The following is a 17,325-nucleotide window of genomic DNA, read 5'->3' on the forward strand; positions in this document are numbered from 1 at the left end:
GCCAGAATGGCCCAGCTATGGCGGCTGTCGCTTCGATTGCTGGTGCGCAGGTAGCTCACCAACAGGTGACGGCCGCAGAACACGTACAGCGGGAAGTAACAATGGTGATCGTAGTAGGCGTTAAAGAACTTGCCGGGCTGGTCGCCATGCACCGGAACGTCGGTGCCATCGAAGTCCAGCACGATTTCCTTGGGTGGGGCGTCGTGCTGCTCAATGAAGTGATGCCACAGCAGTTCGTGGGCCTTGACCACGGCCTGCCGGTCCACGCGCTGCTCCATTCGGCACAGTGTTGATTTGCCCGCTAGAATGGCCGCTTCGCCAGTCGCGGTCTGAAGTGCCTGGTCAGCGCGTAACGTTTCGTGATCGTTCAGATCTTCGTATCCGGCGGCTACGCCAAAGACCCGTTGCCGGATCATGGTTTGAAGCTTGTGGCGAACCAGTACCGGATTACGGGCATCGTCCAGCACCGTAGCCAGGCGCTGAGTGAGCTGGTGTTGGTTGTCGACTTCGCGAAGCAAAAGCAGGCCGGCATCGGAGGTGATATGACCACCGGAGAAATCGGCTTCAATTTGACGGCGAGACAGTGGCGAGAAGGTCAGTTTTTCAGGTACCATTTTGGATAGCGGCTGTTGGTGCTTGGTGAACGGTGTAAGGTCCTGAAACTATAGCACTTTCAGCCGCTTTCTTTTATCCCTTCATGAGAAATCCGGGCTAAAAGTCCGTAAAGCGCCGCGCCCCCAATGCGGTCAATGTTCACTGTTGTTGACAGTTGGGGGAGGTCTGAGTTGTCGGGGGCGGGATGAATAGGGCAATCCGGCGCCGCAGCATTCCTTTGTGGTGGTTAGCATTAGCAGCGGCGTTAAGCCTGCTGCTCACCATTCATGATACGTTTGTCATTGCTGTCTTCGAAGGCTACATATCCTGGTACATACCCTACTGGGACAGTTGCACCAGTATCAGCCGTACAGGGCGTTACTGGCGGTGGGAATTCTCTCCGTTATCCTCACCGCCGCAGTACCTGCCTTGTACAGTCAACTAGACAATGCCTTTGAATGGGTATTGGCGCTACTCATAAACCTTCGTGCGCTCTGGGTTGCGCTGCTCTGGCGGCAAAGCTCTTTCCGGGCAAGATTGTGGACGGAGTAAGGGATCGAACCGGGTTACCATGATCACCGACATTGCGAGCAGACCACCGGCGGCTTGTTTGGCCTTCAGAAAAGCTGGCCCCGGATTGCGGGCCAGTTGATACCCTCACCCTCCGCCCAACCCGCTCCGACCTCCGAATTGCCCGTTTGAGAGAAATTCAACCTTTTCAGCCTGGTGACACTCTCTCATTATCATTAACATTGGTTATTGACTTGATTATGAAAAGTCCTTAAATTCGTATCCGCAAATGAAACGCGTTTTTATTTAGAATTTCAAATACGAATAATTGCGGAGAAACACATGTTTAAACCTTCCCGACTGTCACTGGCAGTAGCGATCAGCTTTGCCCCGGGCATGAGCTGGGCCGCCGGCGATGACCAGCCCCAGATGCTTGAACCCATGGAAATCATTGGCGATGCGTCTGCCGCCCAGACCTTGCCGGGGTCAGGCTACGTTGTTGGCGATCAACAGTTGAAAACCGAGGTTGAGGCAGACATCAACCAGGTATTGAAAACCGTCCCGGGCGTGTATGTACGGGAAGAGGAAGGTCTGGGCCTGCGCCCTAACATTGGCATTCGCGGTGCCACGGCCGAGCGCAGCAGCAATATCACCCTGATGGAAGACGGCATTCTGATCGCACCGGCTCCCTACTCCAATCCGGCCGCCTATTATTTCCCAACGCTTAAACGCATGTCCTCGCTGGAAGTGCTCAAGGGTGCCCCGCTGCTGCGCTATGGCCCACAAACCACCGGCGGTGTCATCAACCTGATTTCCACACCCATTCCCAATGAGCGGCAGGGCTATGTCGAGACAGTCACCAACGACCGCGGCTCCACCGACGTTCATGTAACCTATGGTGACACGGCCGGCGACTGGGGCTACCTGCTTGAGACCGTCCAGCGCTCCGCGAAAGGCTTCAAGGAGATTGACCGCAGCGGCCGCGATACCGGCTTTGATATCGAGGACTACGTCGGCAAGCTGCGCTGGCAGGGAGAGCGCCAGAGCGTGACCGCCAAGCTGCAATACTCCGAGGAAACCTCCAACTCCAGTTACCTCGGCCTGACCGATGCGGACTTCAGCCAGGACCCGAACCGGCGCTACGGGCTATCCAGTATCGACCAGATGAACAACACCCACTCCGGTATCAGCCTGACCCATCAGTTCGACTGGAGTAACACCGTAAGCAGCACCGCTACCCTCTACCGCAACGACTTCAAGCGGAACTGGTTCAAGCTCAGCGATGGCGGAAGCATCATCGACGCGGCAAACGGCGGCGACGCCAATGCCCAGGGTATTCTGGACGGCACAGTTGACGCCAGCGGCCTGGATTACAAAAACAACGCCAGGGACTACCTGTCCCAGGGCGTGCAGGTAAACTTTGATGTCGACATGGGCAGCCACCAGTTTGATTTCGGCGCCCGCGCCCACGAAGATGAAATGGATCGCTTCCAGCCGGCCGATGTTTATGACCAGGTCAACGGCTCTCTGGTGTTCCAGAACACGGTCGCCCCCACGGGCAGCAATAATCGCTTTGAGACCGGCGAAGCCCTGAGCTTCTGGGCCCTCGACACCTGGCAGGCGACGGACAAGCTCAGCGTTAACCTCGCCCTGCGCTACGAGGATGTACAGACCAGCCGCACCCAATACGCGGATCCCGGCCGCACAACCGTCGACAGCACCCGCGCCAATGACAGTGCTGAACTCCTGCCCGGCGCTTCCTTTACCTATGACCTGTCCCAAAGCTGGCAGGTTCTGGGTGGCGTGCACCGGGGTTTCTCCCCTCTCGGAGGTGGTGCCAAGGCAAACGAAGATCCGGAAACCAGCAAGAACTGGGAGGCCGGCCTCCGGTACTTTGGCAATGCGTTCTTCGCGGAAATGATCGGCTTCTACAGCGACTTCTCCAACAAGGCCGAAAACTGTTCCGTGGGCTCGCCGTGCAGCAATGGCGCCACCTCTGGCAGTTTTGTAACCGGCGAGGCTGAAATTTCCGGTGTTGAGTTCCAGCTCCAGACCGGCACCCGGGCAGGCGAGTTCTACCTTCCGGTCAGCCTTACCTACACCTTTACCCAGGCGGAAATCAGCAAGGACAATGCCGCTTCGGGTCTGAAAAAAGGCGAGCAACTCAAGGACGTACCGGAAAACCAGATGAGCTTCCGGACAGGTATGGAACACCCGAGTGGCTGGGACAACTACCTTGTGGCCACCTACGTCGATGAGATGTGTGTGAGCGCGGGGTGCAACAACACCGCCACAAAACTGGATGAAACCGAGTCCCTGTTCCTGGTCGATTTCATCAGCCGCTACGCACTGACCGCCAGTGCGGATGTCTTCCTGAAAGTGGACAATCTGTTCGATGAACAGCAAATTGTTTCACGTTTGCCCGATGGCGCCATGGCGAACCTGCCGCGCACCGCTTCACTGGGGTTAAGCGTCAACTTCTGATCAACAACTCAAAGCCAACTCGACCGGCGGGCGATTTCGCCTTTGCATTCTCTTCGAGTCATAACCCCGGTTTGCAGCCGGGGTTTCTCGCATGAGCGAGACAGGCAAAAAAAAGGGCGGATTAGTATCCGCCCTAAAAACCTGAGTACTTCGTTAACTCAATTGAACTGTATCAAGCCAAACTGAACTCTAGCTGAATCGTCCGAAATTTTTTTAATCACAACGATTCCCTCACCAGCGCCCTATCAAGTGGCAAGCTCAATTAAGCCCCCCCCGATTCGCTCAAAATGCATATTGCAATCTTGCACGCACTTCATCTCCACTAGCGCCATTGGCTTCTTCCCCATCCATATAGCTCACGCCAAGTCGGACATTACTGTTGGCGTAATAGTTGAGCCCCAGTGTCGTTTGCTCGCCGTCAGTTGTGGCCAGCCCCACATCACTGTATTTTCCGTCACCATCCTCAAAGCGGGCAACAACTTCCCAGGCCCCTTTGGGTGATGCCGGTTTTACCCGCTTGAATGCTCCGGCTTTGTAAGGACGGCTTTCGCCGGTGATGATCCAGCCAAGCTGTACGTAATAGCCATCAACATCCACCTGGCCTTCCTCGGAATCGAAATATTCGGCCTGGGCATGGAAGGGCCCGGAAGCGCCGGCGAGCTCCAGATTAAACGTATCGACCTCATCGGCCTGAGTGTCGGCATCACGCGTGGTATAACCCGCACCAAGATGAACAACCATATTGTTCGTTTGAATCGGTGCAACCGTGCCCCGTGCGGTTACTGCCGTGTTATTGAAGTCGTCGTCGCCATTGCCGTCTGCCTCGAAGTAGCCGATACCGTAGGTCCAGTTGTCGCCTTTGCCACTGAGCTGGATGCCGCCGCTGCGACCGGGGGTATAACGCTCGGTCATGGCGGATCGCTCAAGGGCCGAGATGTCTTTTGAACTCGTTAATTGTTCCAGGCCGAATGGCTCTTTCTGCTTACCAATAGTCACGGTTGCCGTCGAGCCAAATCCCAGGTAGCGAATGTACAGGTCCTCAGCGGTCCCGCCGTCGGCGCCATCACTCTCAGCCACGTTGAACTGGGTTTTGTACGCCCAGTCGCCAAAGTGGCCCTTGGCGTAGAGGCGTGCCCGGCGCACGTCGAAATCGGTAGTGTCAACACCGTTGTCGTCAGACTGCGTGGCGTCGTAATCCCATTGAAGGCGCCCGCCGAGCTGAAAAGACGCAGAGTTATCCGACACTTTCACTTTGATACCGCTGTCGGTATCGATCACAAGGTCTTTGCCGCTGGACGTAACCGTTCCGGCCTGTGCGGCAGACGCTGCAGAAATCGCCAAAGCCAAGCCCAAATATTTCTTGCTCATAGTCGTTTTTTCCTTTCGATTTGCCTGTGGGTATTGAACCATCAGGAGAGAGCCTATTCGACAAAGATTACAGGTTGTTTACAAATGATCCACAGTACCTCGCTGATCCTGTTTGGTCATACATCAGATTCGGCGGACCACCTTATTGAGCCATTCGAGGCATGAACTGAAGCAAGTCTTTGCTCAAGCGATGATTGAAGGTCGACCGCCTGTTTCAGGCTTGTTTCAGTTTTGATCTGTAACATACTGGCTGAAGATTCAAAAAGGAGAATCATCTATGGCTCATTTTCGCTCTCACGTGGGCATGTCCCGGCGTAAATTGCTTCAGGGTGTCGGCGCCATGGGACTGCTCGCAGGATTTGACAGCCTTTTACCTGCTTATGCGAGTGGCAAGCTGGATAACTCCAATGTGTTCCACACCGTGCGTGATGGCGCAGACATTTATGACCTCACCATTGCAAGAACGCCTCTCACGATTGGCTCCCAACTATCAAACCAGCCCATCACAATTAATGGCACATTGCCCGCCCCCCTGATTCGACTTAAACAGGGACGGGAAGCCGTTATGCGGGTCACCAACACCTTGCCTGAGGCAACATCCATTCACTGGCACGGCCTGATACTCCCGTACCAGATGGATGGCGTTCCGGGGGTCAGCTTTCCGGGCATCATGCCGGGCGAAACCTTCGAATACCGTTTTCCGGTCGAACAGCATGGCACCTACTGGTATCACAGCCATTCAGGTTTCCAGGAACAACTCGGTCACTATGGCCCCATTATTATCGACCCGGCCGAACCAGAGCCAGTCGACTATGACCGCGACTACGTAGTGGTCCTGTCCGATTGGACCTTTGATTCTCCGGCCAGCGTGTTCCGCAATTTGAAAGTAGCCGAAGGCTATTACAATTACAACCAGCGTACCGTGGGCGATTTTTTTCATGACGTCGAAACCATGGGCTGGGATGGTGCATGGCGCAAGGCGGGCATGTGGGGCCGTATGCGGATGAGCCCGCGGGACATACTGGATGTCACCGGCTCTGAGTACACTTATCTCTTGAACGGCTCCACATCAGCTGACAACTGGACCGGTTTGTTCCGTCCGGGCGAGAAAGTTCGTCTCCGGTTTATCAACGCGTCGGCCATGACTTTCTTCGATGTTCGAATTCCCGGCCTCCCGATGACCGTCATCTCCGCCGACGGTCAGCCCGTGCAGCCAGTCGACACTGATGAGTTCCGTATTGGTGTGGCTGAAACCTATGACGTCATTGTCGAGCCAACAGACATCGCTCACACGGTGTTTGCTCAGTCCCAGGACCGTTCCGGTTTCGTGCGCGGAACGCTGGCCAGCCGTAAGGGGTTGGAAGCTCCGGTGCCCGACATGTACCCGCGCATGGAAAGAGGCATGGCTGCCATGGGTATGGGCGGCATGGCGATGGGTAGAAATGGCGGCTCGGCCATGAACGGCGACATGCCGATGAACCATGGCGAAATGCCAAAGGGAGCAGGCGGCATGGCAATGAAGCATGGTCAGCACGGCATGGGTGAATCAATGGACGATGGTGCCCTGGCGCCAGTTCCAACGGCCGGAAGACCGGTCTCTCATGGGCCGGAGAATCACGGTCCCGGAGCGGCCATGGTTGCCTCTAACCCACAATCACGCTTGGATGACCCAGGCCCCGGTTTCGAAACGGTAGATCACAGGGTGCTGACGTACTCTCAGCTAAAAAGCGTCGACGGCTGGCCTGACAAGCGCAATGCGGAGCGGGAAATTGAGCTTCATCTCACGGGCAACATGGAACGCTATATGTGGTCGTTCGATGGCAAGAAGTTCTCCGAGGTGGATGGTCCTGTCAGGTTTTACCATGGCGAGCGGCTCCGTTTGATTCTTGTCAACGATTCCATGATGGATCACCCAATCCACCTCCATGGCATGTGGATGGAGCTGGAAACCGGAGCGGGTGAGTATCGCCCGCGCAAACATACTATTTCTGTGAAACCAGGCGAACGAGTGTCCGCATTGATTACAGCGGATGCGCCGGGAGACTGGGCATTTCATTGCCACCTGCTCTACCACATGGATGCAGGCATGTTTCGTGTGGTTTCGGTCGTTTGAGGGCTAAATAGGGGTGGTTACTATGATGAAGCGAATGAAACCGGTTATTGGCCTTTGCGCCTTCACTGTTGCCTCGGGCGCCTTTGCCGCTGGCACTGGAATACAGGCTGAGCAAGATTGGCCTCTACCTGTCCATGATAGCGAGGTATTCGGTCAGATACTGTTCGATCGAATGGAATACCAGCGGGATGGCAGTGATGAAATCGCTCTATGGGATGCTCAAGCCTGGGCCGGTAAGGATCGTAAGCGACTCTGGATCGAGACTGAGGGAGAAACCGATCTCTCCAGTGAAGGTGGCGACATCGAAAATTTCGATGTTCAGTACAGTTATCGTCTTGCCCCCTTCTGGGATCTGCAAGCCGGGTTGGGCGCCCAGGCAACCTTTGGTCCCGGCCCTAATAAGGAGCGTTATTCGGCCATCGTTGGCTTCCAGGGGCTGGCGCCCTATTGGTTCGAGGTAGATACAAATCTCAGAGTGACCGAGGACGGTGACGTGTCCTACGATCTCGAAGCTGAATACGATTGGATGCTTACCCAAAGGCTGATCCTTCAGGGCCGGGGTGAAACAATGGTTGCGTTCAGTGAAGTCGAGGAATGGGGAGTAGGCTCCGGAGTCAATAACGTGGGTCTTGGACTTCGGTTGAGGTATCACTTCGCCAGAGAAATCGCACCTTATATCGGGGTTGCTTACACGCGCTTTTTGGGCGACACCAAAGATCTTCGGGAAGGGGAGGGAGAGGACTCTGAGTCCTCAAGTTTCGTTGCTGGTGTCAGGTGGTGGTTTTGAGCCATCTCAGCCCAGGCTTTGAATTGAGTACGAATCCTGTCGACTTTGTACTTCGCTAAATGAATCGACCCCAGCCCGAGGCTGGGGTCGTTTGGGTCATTCACCTGCGAAGGCTTTTGACTAGCGGACTTAGAAGCTCTTGCTCCAACCGAGCCAAAATCTGGGGTCGTCCGAATTGATGGAGCCGAGTGCATCGCTTTGGTCGATATCCGCATATTCAAGATTGACGCCGAACGATCCGAAATCCCCGGCGTCCTTGGTAACGTTGACCGCAGCGTGACTGTAGTTGGCTTCACCCACAGAGACTTTGCCGTCATCGGTGAAGTCGTAGTAGCCAACAGTAACGCCTGCACTGTAGTCGTTCTGCAGCGGTACACTAGCCGACAGGTAGTAGTAAATGTCGCCTTCCACAAACAGGCCTTCCCCGCTTGCGTCACTGTTGGCAGTGTATGCAAAACCCAGAGCGGCGATGCCATAGCTGAGTTCCCCGTAGATCTCTCCAAAGTCGATCGAATCAGGCGCGTCCGGATACGCATAGTAGACATATCCGACATCATACCCGATGTCGTCAACGGCGCCGGAATACCCTGCGTACAGATCGAGCTCATAGCTCGTCCCATCGCCGAAATCCACATTTGAGCCCCAGCCGCCGGCATAAAATCCTGACGCATGCTCGTAGTCCAGTCCGCCTTGAATCGCGGTGGCTCCGTCGGTTTGGGTCACGCCGCGGAACAGGTAGTTGCTGGCTGCACTCACATTGGCGCTCACCTCTGCGCTGACCATCGAAGGGGTCGCCTGCAAGGCAGCAAGCAGGCCAATGCCGAGGAGTCCGCGTTTTTTCAAGTTATGCTTCTTCATAGTACACCCTGTATTGAATTGATGGCACTGAACGATATGCACTTATGCTGCCATAATTCATAAAAACATTTTAATACATATAGTTATAGAAACATTCGGGTGCGTGAGAGAACGAGGGGTGGCAAGTAGGCCCGAATTTGAGGCAATCATGGAGTGGCACCCTCAAGGGCGCCCATTTTTAGTGCGCTCCGGGGCCTGGAAACTGAACGGGTACGAGCGTTGGAAGATTGGAATCTTCCTGAGGTTAAATGTTTGGCACAAAGAAGAACGGCCGGACAAAAGTCCGGCCGCTCAAGCGGATTATGAAATAGCGCGCTGATCAGTAGCTGATGTTGACCATAGCGACAACCTTATAGGTATCCTCCGGATCATCTCCGTAGAAATCTCCCATGAAGCCGTAGGAGCCGCGTAGGCTGATGTCGTACAGGCCCGCAAACTTTTTACCAACCTGGGCAGCAACTTCAGTACCAAGGCTTGAGCCGTTGGCCTGAGGTGCGCTGTCGGGCGCATCATCGGCAGCGCGGAAATAACCGGTGCCGTACTTCAGGTAGTAGTCGTTGGAAAGTTCCTGATCACCTGAGACCATCAACCCCATCAGACCATACCCTTGGTAAGCCGCATCCTTAACTGACCTAGCACCCTGGGCACCATTGTTGTAGTAGACGTCTGTTCCGAAGATTTGCAGGTTATCGCTGTTCAGCTCCCAGCCCGACTGGTTTGCCGCAAAGCGGTCGGCACCGTTGCTGCTGTCGTCAGCCGGAATGTAGATGCCGTGAACCTTGATGTTACCGCCGTCCCAGTGCTTTTTGGCATAAAGGTTCAGCATATACGTATCACCATCGGTCGCACTAGAATCGACTCCAGACGACTTTTTGTACAGTACCGAGCCGCTATAAGCCAGACTCTGAGCGGTAAAGTCGGCATAGACGCCAACATAATTATCATCGGTTCGAGCCGCCGTCCCATTCAGGGCAACTTGACTCTTGTTGCTGATCTGGGCCCCGGTCAGACCATAGTGGAACACTTCGCTGGGATGAAGTTCGGCGTTCAACATGTAGAAGTCTACGTCGTCCGCGGAATCTCTATCGTTTTCTTCCCACTTGAACCAGCCGCCTGAGAGTGTGGCCATACCAACATTACCGGCGAAGGAGATGCCGTTCATGTCGTCATTGGTGACAAAACTCTCGTACTTGCCGAAGCCATACCCCTGGATACCCGCTCGCACCTTCCAGTCGCTGTTCGGCACTTTCAGTTCAGCGTAAGCATTCTTGGTCTCGACGCCAACGCCGTCGGCGCTGAGTTTGCCACAGTTGTCACCCTGGCAGCTTCCCGTCTCACCCCAGGGAGAATCGAACTCACCGAACCAGACCAGGCTCACGTTATCATTGAGATCGCCGGTGATCTTTGCACGCAGGCGCTGGTCAACAAAGGCATTGCTGCTATCACTGGGCGCGCCAAACTCTTCTCCACGCGCGGCCAGATTTTGTGTTTCTGAGGTCGCCTGCAGGCGGTAATAACCGCCCACACTGAAGGGCGAATCGCTTTGCTTGAGTTTCTCAACTTCTGCCGTCAGTTGATTGATTTCGCTGCCGTCAGTTGATTGATTTCGGTCTTCAAGTCGTCCACAGAGGGTGATGCACTGCCGACCAGCTCTGCAGCCCATGCCGGTGTTGTTGCAACTGCTATCGCAAGCGGAGCGCCGATTGATTTGAGTAGTCTGCTCACTTGAAACTCCCTATTTTAATTTTCGTATTGGCCAAGTTTTTTGTATTTGTTGCACTATTTGAGGTGCGCCTGTCTAGCGGCAATCCATAATGACCCAGAAACCTGAAACGAACCTGAATTTTCAGCTACATTTCATTTTTCTACGACTTATGTATATGTTCAGACGATCTTAGCGTCGCCGACCATTTACCTCTAGGGCAGCCACCGTCAAACACCCAGAAGTATGTCTAGTGGGGCGCGGTATGTCCAACCTGAGACCGGACATAGTCAAAATTTTTCCAGGTAGCCTTCCGGCAGGGCCACGTCCATGGCAATGGGCAGGTGATCAGAGACTGGATAGCTGACCACCTCCGAGCGCCGGATCTCCAGCGACGGGCTCACCAGAATGTGGTCCAGGGCCTTCTCCGGGCGCCAGCTCGGAAAGCTGTGGGCAGTGTCTGGAAGAGGAACCAGGTCGGTTTCCTTCAGAGGGGTCTGGGTGAGAAGCTGCTCGGCGTGGGCGTTCATATCACCCATCAGCACCACGTGCTGGTAATCGGCAATCAGCTCTCGGATATAACCCAGCTGACGCTGCTGGGCCGCCTTGCTCAGGGACAGGTGCATCAGAACCAGCACCAGCGGGTCATGCTCAGTGCCGTAGCGGGCGATGATGGCACCACGGCCGGGTATCAGGCCGGGCAGCTTGTGCTCGGTGACATCAAGTGGCCGATACCGGCTCAGCAGGCCGTTGCTGTGCTGGGCGATCTGCCCGAGATTGCGGTTCAGCTGCTGGTACCAGTAAGGAATGCCGGCTGCCTCGGCGAGGTACTGAACCTGATTGATGTAGCCGCTGCGCAGGCTGCCACCGTCGCACTCCTGCAGGGCCACCACATCGTACCCCCGAAGCAACGAGGCGATGCGGTCGAGATTCTCGATGCGATTGCGGTGAGGCAGGATGTGCTGCCAGCTTCGGGTCAGGTAGTGCCGGTAGGACGAAGTACTGATGCCGACCTGGATATTGAAGGTCAGCAGGCGGATGTGCCGATGCGGCTCGAATTCCGGCACATGCTCCATGCCGGAGCAGGCGCCCCGTGGGGCGCCATCCGTTTTCAGAATACCGTTCAGCTGTTGTCGGATCCGCTTGTACATAGGGGCAGTCTCAACCGGCCGGCCACCCAGATTTCCCGGCGTCCAGAGAGACGACGGTTATTCGACCTCTCCACGCTCCTTGGCAACAAGATAGTCCACCACGTCCAGAACCGCCTCATGGCTGCCGGCCATGGATGCAGTCACGGTGTACTTGCCATTAACCAGCATAGTCGGAGTTCCGGTTACGCGCGCGCCCCGAATCTTTGACTGCGCCTTCTGAACCCTGGCGTTCACGCCAAAGCTCTTGTAATTCTTCAGAAACTCTTCCCGGTCCACGCCGTGCTGGGCCACAAAGTCCGCCAGCGCCTCAGGCGTGTTCAGCGGACGGCGCTCTCCGGCCAGGGCATCAAACAGCGCATCGTGAACTTTTTCCCGCTGTCCCATGGCTTCCAGCGCATAAAACGCGTAGGCGTGGGGTTCCCAGCTGCGCCCCAGAGCGGCCGGAATTTTCACGAAGTTCACGTACTCTGGCGCGTTGGCTTCCCAGTTCTCCACCAGCGGCTTGAAGTTATAACAGTGCGGACAGCCGTACCAGAAGATCTCGGCCACCTCGACTCCGGAGTCGCTACTGGTGCGCACCGGATTGTCCAGCCGGTTGTAGTGGGTGCCTTCCTGCCACTCGGCAGCATTGGCCAGCGCGGAAACACCCACGGTCAGCAACGCCAGCAGGGCCAGTCTGAAGAATCGAATCATGAAAAATCTCCGCTCATCTGAATATCTCGTCGGGGGATTATGACCTACCGGGGCTGAAAAGTTCCACACGCCGGCGGTTACAGAGTTGAAAGGGCATAAAAAAACCCCGCGTGGCGCGGGGTTTTCAGGCTGGAGCCGCCGGCTCAGTTGAGGCCGGAAATGTAGCTTGCGACCGCCTCGATTTCAGCATCGGTCAGCTTGGAGGCAACGTCCATCATGATGGAAGCATTGGCACCAGCGTCGCGGGTGCCCTCTCGATAGGCTTTCAGCTGCTTCGATACGTACTCGGCGTTCTGGCCACCAAGATGCGGATAGCCGGCGGGCTCGTTACCTTTGCCCTGGGGGTTATGACAGCCGGCACAGGCTGGCACGCCGGTGGCCAGGTTGCCACCGCGATACAGTTGCGCGCCCGCGTCTACCAGATCGGGATCCGCCTGGCTGACAATCATCTCCTGGCTGTCAAAGTAGGCCGCCAGGTCCTGCAGATCCTGATCCGACATGTTGTCGAGGATGCCGGTCATTTCAGGAATCATGCGCTCCTTGCTCTTGATCAGGGTCAGCTGGTTGTACAGGTAGCGTTCGCCCAATTCTGACAGCTTCGGGTACACACCCATTACCGGCTTCTGGCCACCCTGACCGTGACAACCGGCACACACCGCCGCGTTCTGCTCGCCTGCCTGAGGATCTCCTGCCCCGTGGGCCATCGCTGTCAGGCCCAAACCGAGAACAACTCCTGCGATCAGTTTTTTCATGCTCGCTCCGCTTCTCTCATCTTTTTTAAAGGGTATTCTTCGTCGTACAACCGGCAGGCTCTGACCAGGCAGGCTCAAGACCGGGGCTGACAGCGGTTGCGCTCAGCGCTCCGCCCGGAATTGGTGTAGCATTATACATTAATCCCTGATAACTGAAATCCAAAGGAAAGCCAACCGCTGTGGACCCCGAACTGACCTCCAAAAGCCTCTCCTTCAACAGCGCCCGGTTCCTGATCAGCGCCTCCCGCCTGGACGAATGCCCGCCGGATGTGGGTGCCGAGGTGGCGTTTGCCGGCCGTTCCAATGCCGGCAAATCCAGCGCACTGAACGCGATCACCGCCAACGGCAAACTGGCCCGCACCAGTAAAACGCCCGGACGCACCCGGCTGATCAACTTTTTCTCTCTGAACCGGGAGCAGTGCCGGCTGGTGGACCTGCCCGGCTACGGCTACGCCAAGGTCTCCCGGGACATGAAAGACGACTGGCAGGAACATCTGGGTCACTACCTGAACGATCGGCGCTGCCTGCGCGGCCTGGTTCTGGTGATGGACATTCGCCACCCGCTCACGGATTTCGACCAAATGATGGTGGAATGGTGCGAACATAACAACCTGCCGCTGATGATTCTCGTCACCAAGGCCGACAAGCTGAAATTCGGACAAGCGAAAACCAGCATGCTGACCATTGGCAAGAAGCTGCAGTCGTTCCAGTGCGTCGAGCATCTGATCATGTTTTCGGCCACCTCAAAACGGGGTGTGGACGAATGTCGGGACGCCCTCACCGCCTGGCTGGAGAGCGACTGACCGCTCAGAGCGTCCCGCCAGGCTCGATCCGGTAACCCAGGTCGATCACCCGGGGCTCAGGGCCCGCGCCGGAAATTCGGGCCAGCAGGGTTTCTGCGGCCCTGCGACCCACGTCCTCCCGGGGGGTTACCACGCTGGCCAGCCTGGGCACCATCACCTGGCCCACATCATGGCCATGAAAGCCGGCAATGGCCATCCGCTCGGGCACCGCGATTCCCTGACGCTGACATTCGAAAAAGGCACCGATGGCCACGTCGTCGTTGGTACAGAAGATGGCGTCGGTGTCTGGCGCCTCACTCAGTATTTGTTCAAGAAGGGTTGCACCGACACTGAATGAGGAGCGTTGTTCGCTGCGCAGGGTCACCGGCGTCAGCCACCGTTCTTCCATGGCCCGGTTGTAGCCTTCCTGGCGCTGCAGCGTCCGGGCATCAAGCCGCACGGCCAGATAGACCACACGACGGCGCCCCCGATCGAGCATGGCCCGGACCATGTCATAGGCGGCCTGCACATTGTTGAAACCGACGGCCTGCTCGAAGGGCTGAGTATGGGTATCCATGATCTCCACGGTGGGCACCCCCGCCGTACCCAGCATTCTGAGGGTGCGTTCGGTATGGTGGCTCTCGGACAGGATCACGCCGTCCACGTTGTACGACAGCAGCGAGGCCAGACTCCGCTCCTCAATCTGCGGGCTGTAGCCGTAGTGCGCCAGCATCAGGTGATAACCGGCGGGCTCGGTAATCGACTCAATGCCCTTGATCACATCCGCGAAGACCTGGTTGGTCAGTGAAGGCAGGAGCACGCCGATGGCGTGGCTGGTGGACTTTGACAACAGGTCCGGGGCGCGGTTTGGAATGTAGCCGAGGGCTTCGGCCTCCGCAAAAATGCGTTCCCGCATGCGTTCGGAAACATTGTTGCCGCCGCGAAGACACCGGCTCACGGTCATCTTGGTAGCGCCAACCCGGTCGGCAATGTCCTGCAAGGTGGGGCGTCTTTTCTTCACCATTCAATTTCCCTGAAACAACTGGGCACCCATGATACGCGAGCGGTCACTGATCGGCTCCACCAACGCCGGTGTCGCCACCCAGCGATTGCAGGCACAGGTCAACAATGCGCTCAGGCGGCTCTCGCACGTCCACCACAAGCACATCAGGCTCGGATTCAGGCCCCGGTTCCTCCAGGGTCTGAAACTGACTCTCGAGCATGGCGCGACCATTGAAGTAATGATCTGTGCGACTGGCGTGTCGGGACCAGATAGTGCCTATCTCTCCGCGCAGATAGACGAAGCGCACGCCGGCGTTCCCGGATCGCAACCGGTCCCGATAATCCCGCTTCAGCGCCGAACAGGCCAGTACGAGCCCCGAGTCCTGCGTTCGGATCAGCCCTGCCAGGTCACTCAGCCAACCGCTGCGGTCAGCGTCGGTCAGTGGCGTGCCACTGGCCATTTTCGCGACATTGGCCGGGCTGTGGAAATCATCAGCATCGAAGAAGGGAACTTCAAGTTCATCGGCCAGACGCCCGCCGATGAGGCTCTTTCCGCACCCGGACACACCCATCACAACAATCCTCAGCGCAGTCATGTCATTGCCACCATAACGCCAACTGAGGGAACGCGATCAGCAGACCGAGCGCGACAATCTGAAGCGCAATGAACGGCAACAGCGACCGGAAAATCTCACCCAGGGAAATATCCTTGGGCGTCACGGTTTTCAGGTAGAACGCCGCCGGCCCGAACGGAGGTGACAGGAAGGACACCTGCATGTTCATGCAGAACACCACCCCGAACCAGATCGGGCTGTAACCAAGCTCCACCACAATGGGTACGAAGATCGGCATGGTCAACAACGCCACGCCGACCCAATCCAGGAACATACCCAGTATCAACAGGATCAGCATCATGAACAGAATCGTCGCCAGTCCGTCACCGCCGCTGACGGTGAAGACCAGCTCCCGGACAAACTCGATGCCGCCCATCAGGTTGTAAACGCCCACCAGGGCGGTGGCACCAATACCGATCCAGATGATCATCCCACATACCCGCAGGGTACTGATGGTGGCCTTCCGCACCATCGGCAGCGACAGCTCCCCGCGAATCCAGGTGCTGATCGCGATGCCCAGCACCCCCAGCGCCGAGGCTTCGGTCACAGACGCGATGCCTCCGTAGATACTGCCAAGAACCACAACCACCGACAGAATCGGAAATAACAGGGCTTTGAAGAAGTTGGGAGCGGGACGCTCTGGTTCATCACTGTCTGCGGGAATGGGTGCCATTTCCGGTTTCAACCAGACCCGGACCAGAACATACCCCATGTAGAGAAGTGCCAGAATCAGTGCTGGTAGAAATGCACCCTTGAACAGGTCGCCGATGGAGACGTTCGCAGTCAGGCCATAGATAATCAGAACAATACTCGGTGGCAGCATCGTGCCCAGGGCACCACCGGCACAGGTGGTCCCGATAGCCAGCCGGCGATCGTACCCCAGGCGCAGCATCTGGGGCAGTGCCAGAATCCCCAGCAACACCGTCTCGCCACCAATGACCCCTGACATGGACGCCAGAATCACCGCCACCACCAGGGTCTGCAGGGCAACACCACCACGGAGCTTGCGGCCAACGCGGGCCATGGCGTCGAACAGGTCCCTGGCAATCCCCGAGTGATCCAGCAGTGACGCCATGAGTACGAACATCGGGACGGCCAGGAACACATAGTTACCGATAAAGCTGTACAGTCGACTGCTGACAATGGGCAGTGCCTCGGGGCCGAACCAGCCCAGGGCAAAGATCAGCGCCACCAGGCCGGTGGCAAACGCGAGTTGCATCCCGGTCAGCAGCAACACAATCAGCAACAGCAGCATGGCCAGGCTGCCGTAGCCGATTCCGAGGGCGGCGAGCTCAAACATGATGGGTCTCCCCCCGTGGAGTCGGGCGTCGGAGGTCTCTGATCAGGTGCAGCACGAACTGGACCGTCATGATAACGATGGCCAAGAGAATGATGACCTTGAGAAACGCCGGAAAGGGCGGATTCCAGGCGGAACCCGAGGTTTCCAGGCGCCAGCCACCCCAGGGCGCCCGCACGGCATCCTTGGCCATGAACCAGCTGGCATAGAGCATCATCGCGCAGAAAGCCAGACCACACAGGTGGTGAAACACCCGCAACCAGCGCTGGGTGACGGAAGACACTGCGTCATAAACCAGAACAATCCGGACGTGGCGATCGGTGGCCAGGGCGTAAAGACCACCAAGGACAAACAATGTGGCGCCGGCGAAGGTAACGGTTTCGTGCACCCAAAGGGTTGGCGAATCGAACACGTATCGCCGTACGATCTCGTAAAAAGACACCACCACGATCAGCGCGAACACCAGGCTCAGTTTCTTGCCGAGCCAGACAATGGCCCGGTCGAGACCGGTGAAACCGACATCCTCATCGGATTCGGGCAGCAGATCCTGACGGTCCGGACCCGGCTCCGGGCGGGCCGTACTTTGTGCAGAAGACATAGGCTACTCCGAGCGCCAAC

14 protein-coding genes and 1 pseudogene are annotated in these 17,325 nt (G+C 56.9%); 4 read left to right on the top strand and 11 right to left on the bottom strand.

Translation table 11 applies throughout. From position 1 onward, the window contains the following. Positions 1-614 (bottom strand): annotated as a pseudogene (locus ACFC20_RS12350) (IS1380-like element ISMaq4 family transposase); the annotation flags it as partial. Between the two features lie 832 nt (positions 615-1,446). Here ACFC20_RS12350 and ACFC20_RS12355 point away from each other — a divergent pair. After that, positions 1,447-3,588: a TonB-dependent receptor family protein gene (locus ACFC20_RS12355; protein WP_375193269.1), complete on the top strand. Its 2,142-nt coding sequence runs from the start codon at positions 1,447-1,449 to the stop codon at positions 3,586-3,588. Positions 3,589-3,870: 282 nt separating this feature from the next. Here the strand turns inward: ACFC20_RS12355 and ACFC20_RS12360 are convergent, their stop codons facing one another. After that, positions 3,871-4,956 carry an OprO/OprP family phosphate-selective porin gene (locus ACFC20_RS12360; protein WP_375193270.1) on the bottom strand — a complete coding sequence of 362 codons (1,086 nt, stop codon included), beginning with the start codon at positions 4,954-4,956 and terminating at the stop codon, positions 3,871-3,873. Between the two features lie 277 nt (positions 4,957-5,233). Between ACFC20_RS12360 and ACFC20_RS12365 the strand changes: the two genes are divergently transcribed. Together ACFC20_RS12365 and ACFC20_RS12370 are read left to right on the top strand one after the other, a co-directional pair. Then, positions 5,234-7,069 carry a copper resistance system multicopper oxidase gene (locus ACFC20_RS12365; protein ID WP_375193271.1) on the top strand — a complete coding sequence of 612 codons (1,836 nt, stop codon included), beginning with the start codon at positions 5,234-5,236 and terminating at the stop codon, positions 7,067-7,069. Positions 7,070-7,091: 22 nt separating this feature from the next. Beyond that, positions 7,092-7,856 carry a copper resistance protein B gene (locus tag ACFC20_RS12370; protein ID WP_136631463.1) on the top strand — a complete coding sequence of 255 codons (765 nt, stop codon included), beginning with the start codon at positions 7,092-7,094 and terminating at the stop codon, positions 7,854-7,856. A 129-nt stretch (positions 7,857-7,985) separates the two neighbouring features. Here ACFC20_RS12370 and ACFC20_RS12375 read toward each other — a convergent pair whose 3' ends face one another. The 5 genes from ACFC20_RS12375 to ACFC20_RS12395 all read right to left on the bottom strand — a co-directional run bounded on the left by ACFC20_RS12375 (position 7,986) and on the right by ACFC20_RS12395 (position 13,012). Beyond that, complete coding sequence (locus ACFC20_RS12375; RefSeq protein WP_136631462.1) at positions 7,986-8,714, bottom strand: TorF family putative porin; 729 nt, start codon at positions 8,712-8,714, stop codon at positions 7,986-7,988. A gap of 319 nt (positions 8,715-9,033) precedes the next feature. Next, positions 9,034-10,377 carry a hypothetical protein gene (locus tag ACFC20_RS12380; protein WP_375193272.1) on the bottom strand — a complete coding sequence of 448 codons (1,344 nt, stop codon included), beginning with the start codon at positions 10,375-10,377 and terminating at the stop codon, positions 9,034-9,036. A 329-nt stretch (positions 10,378-10,706) separates the two neighbouring features. Then, positions 10,707-11,567: an endonuclease/exonuclease/phosphatase family protein gene (locus ACFC20_RS12385; protein WP_375193273.1), complete on the bottom strand. Its 861-nt coding sequence runs from the start codon at positions 11,565-11,567 to the stop codon at positions 10,707-10,709. 57 nt (positions 11,568-11,624) lie between these two features. Then, positions 11,625-12,260, bottom strand: coding sequence for a thiol:disulfide interchange protein DsbA/DsbL (locus tag ACFC20_RS12390; protein WP_375193274.1), 636 nt, complete (start codon positions 12,258-12,260; stop codon positions 11,625-11,627). A gap of 143 nt (positions 12,261-12,403) precedes the next feature. Further along, on the bottom strand, positions 12,404-13,012 hold the full coding sequence (locus ACFC20_RS12395; protein ID WP_375193275.1) for a c-type cytochrome: 609 nt from the start codon (positions 13,010-13,012) through the stop codon (positions 12,404-12,406). 179 nt (positions 13,013-13,191) lie between these two features. Between ACFC20_RS12395 and yihA the strand changes: the two genes are divergently transcribed. Then, positions 13,192-13,815 carry a ribosome biogenesis GTP-binding protein YihA/YsxC gene (gene yihA, locus ACFC20_RS12400; protein ID WP_375193276.1) on the top strand — a complete coding sequence of 208 codons (624 nt, stop codon included), beginning with the start codon at positions 13,192-13,194 and terminating at the stop codon, positions 13,813-13,815. Between the two features lie 4 nt (positions 13,816-13,819). Here the strand turns inward: yihA and gntR are convergent, their stop codons facing one another. Genes gntR through ACFC20_RS12420 form a run of 4 tightly spaced genes read right to left on the bottom strand, consistent with a single transcriptional unit; the run spans position 13,820 to position 17,305 of the window. Beyond that, positions 13,820-14,818, bottom strand: coding sequence for a gluconate operon transcriptional repressor GntR (gene gntR / locus ACFC20_RS12405; RefSeq protein ID WP_375193277.1), 999 nt, complete (start codon positions 14,816-14,818; stop codon positions 13,820-13,822). A gap of 43 nt (positions 14,819-14,861) precedes the next feature. Continuing rightward, positions 14,862-15,392: a gluconokinase gene (locus ACFC20_RS12410; protein WP_375193278.1), complete on the bottom strand. Its 531-nt coding sequence runs from the start codon at positions 15,390-15,392 to the stop codon at positions 14,862-14,864. A 1-nt stretch (position 15,393) separates the two neighbouring features. Further along, positions 15,394-16,710 carry a TRAP transporter large permease subunit gene (locus tag ACFC20_RS12415; protein ID WP_375193279.1) on the bottom strand — a complete coding sequence of 439 codons (1,317 nt, stop codon included), beginning with the start codon at positions 16,708-16,710 and terminating at the stop codon, positions 15,394-15,396. Next, complete coding sequence (locus ACFC20_RS12420; protein WP_375193280.1) at positions 16,703-17,305, bottom strand: TRAP transporter small permease subunit; 603 nt, start codon at positions 17,303-17,305, stop codon at positions 16,703-16,705. Before ACFC20_RS12420 ends, ACFC20_RS12415 begins: the two co-directional genes overlap by 8 nt. Positions 17,306-17,325 lie beyond the last annotated feature (20 nt).

The organism is Marinobacter sp. (assembly GCF_041984545.1).
Lineage (GTDB): Bacteria > Pseudomonadota > Gammaproteobacteria > Pseudomonadales > Oleiphilaceae > Marinobacter.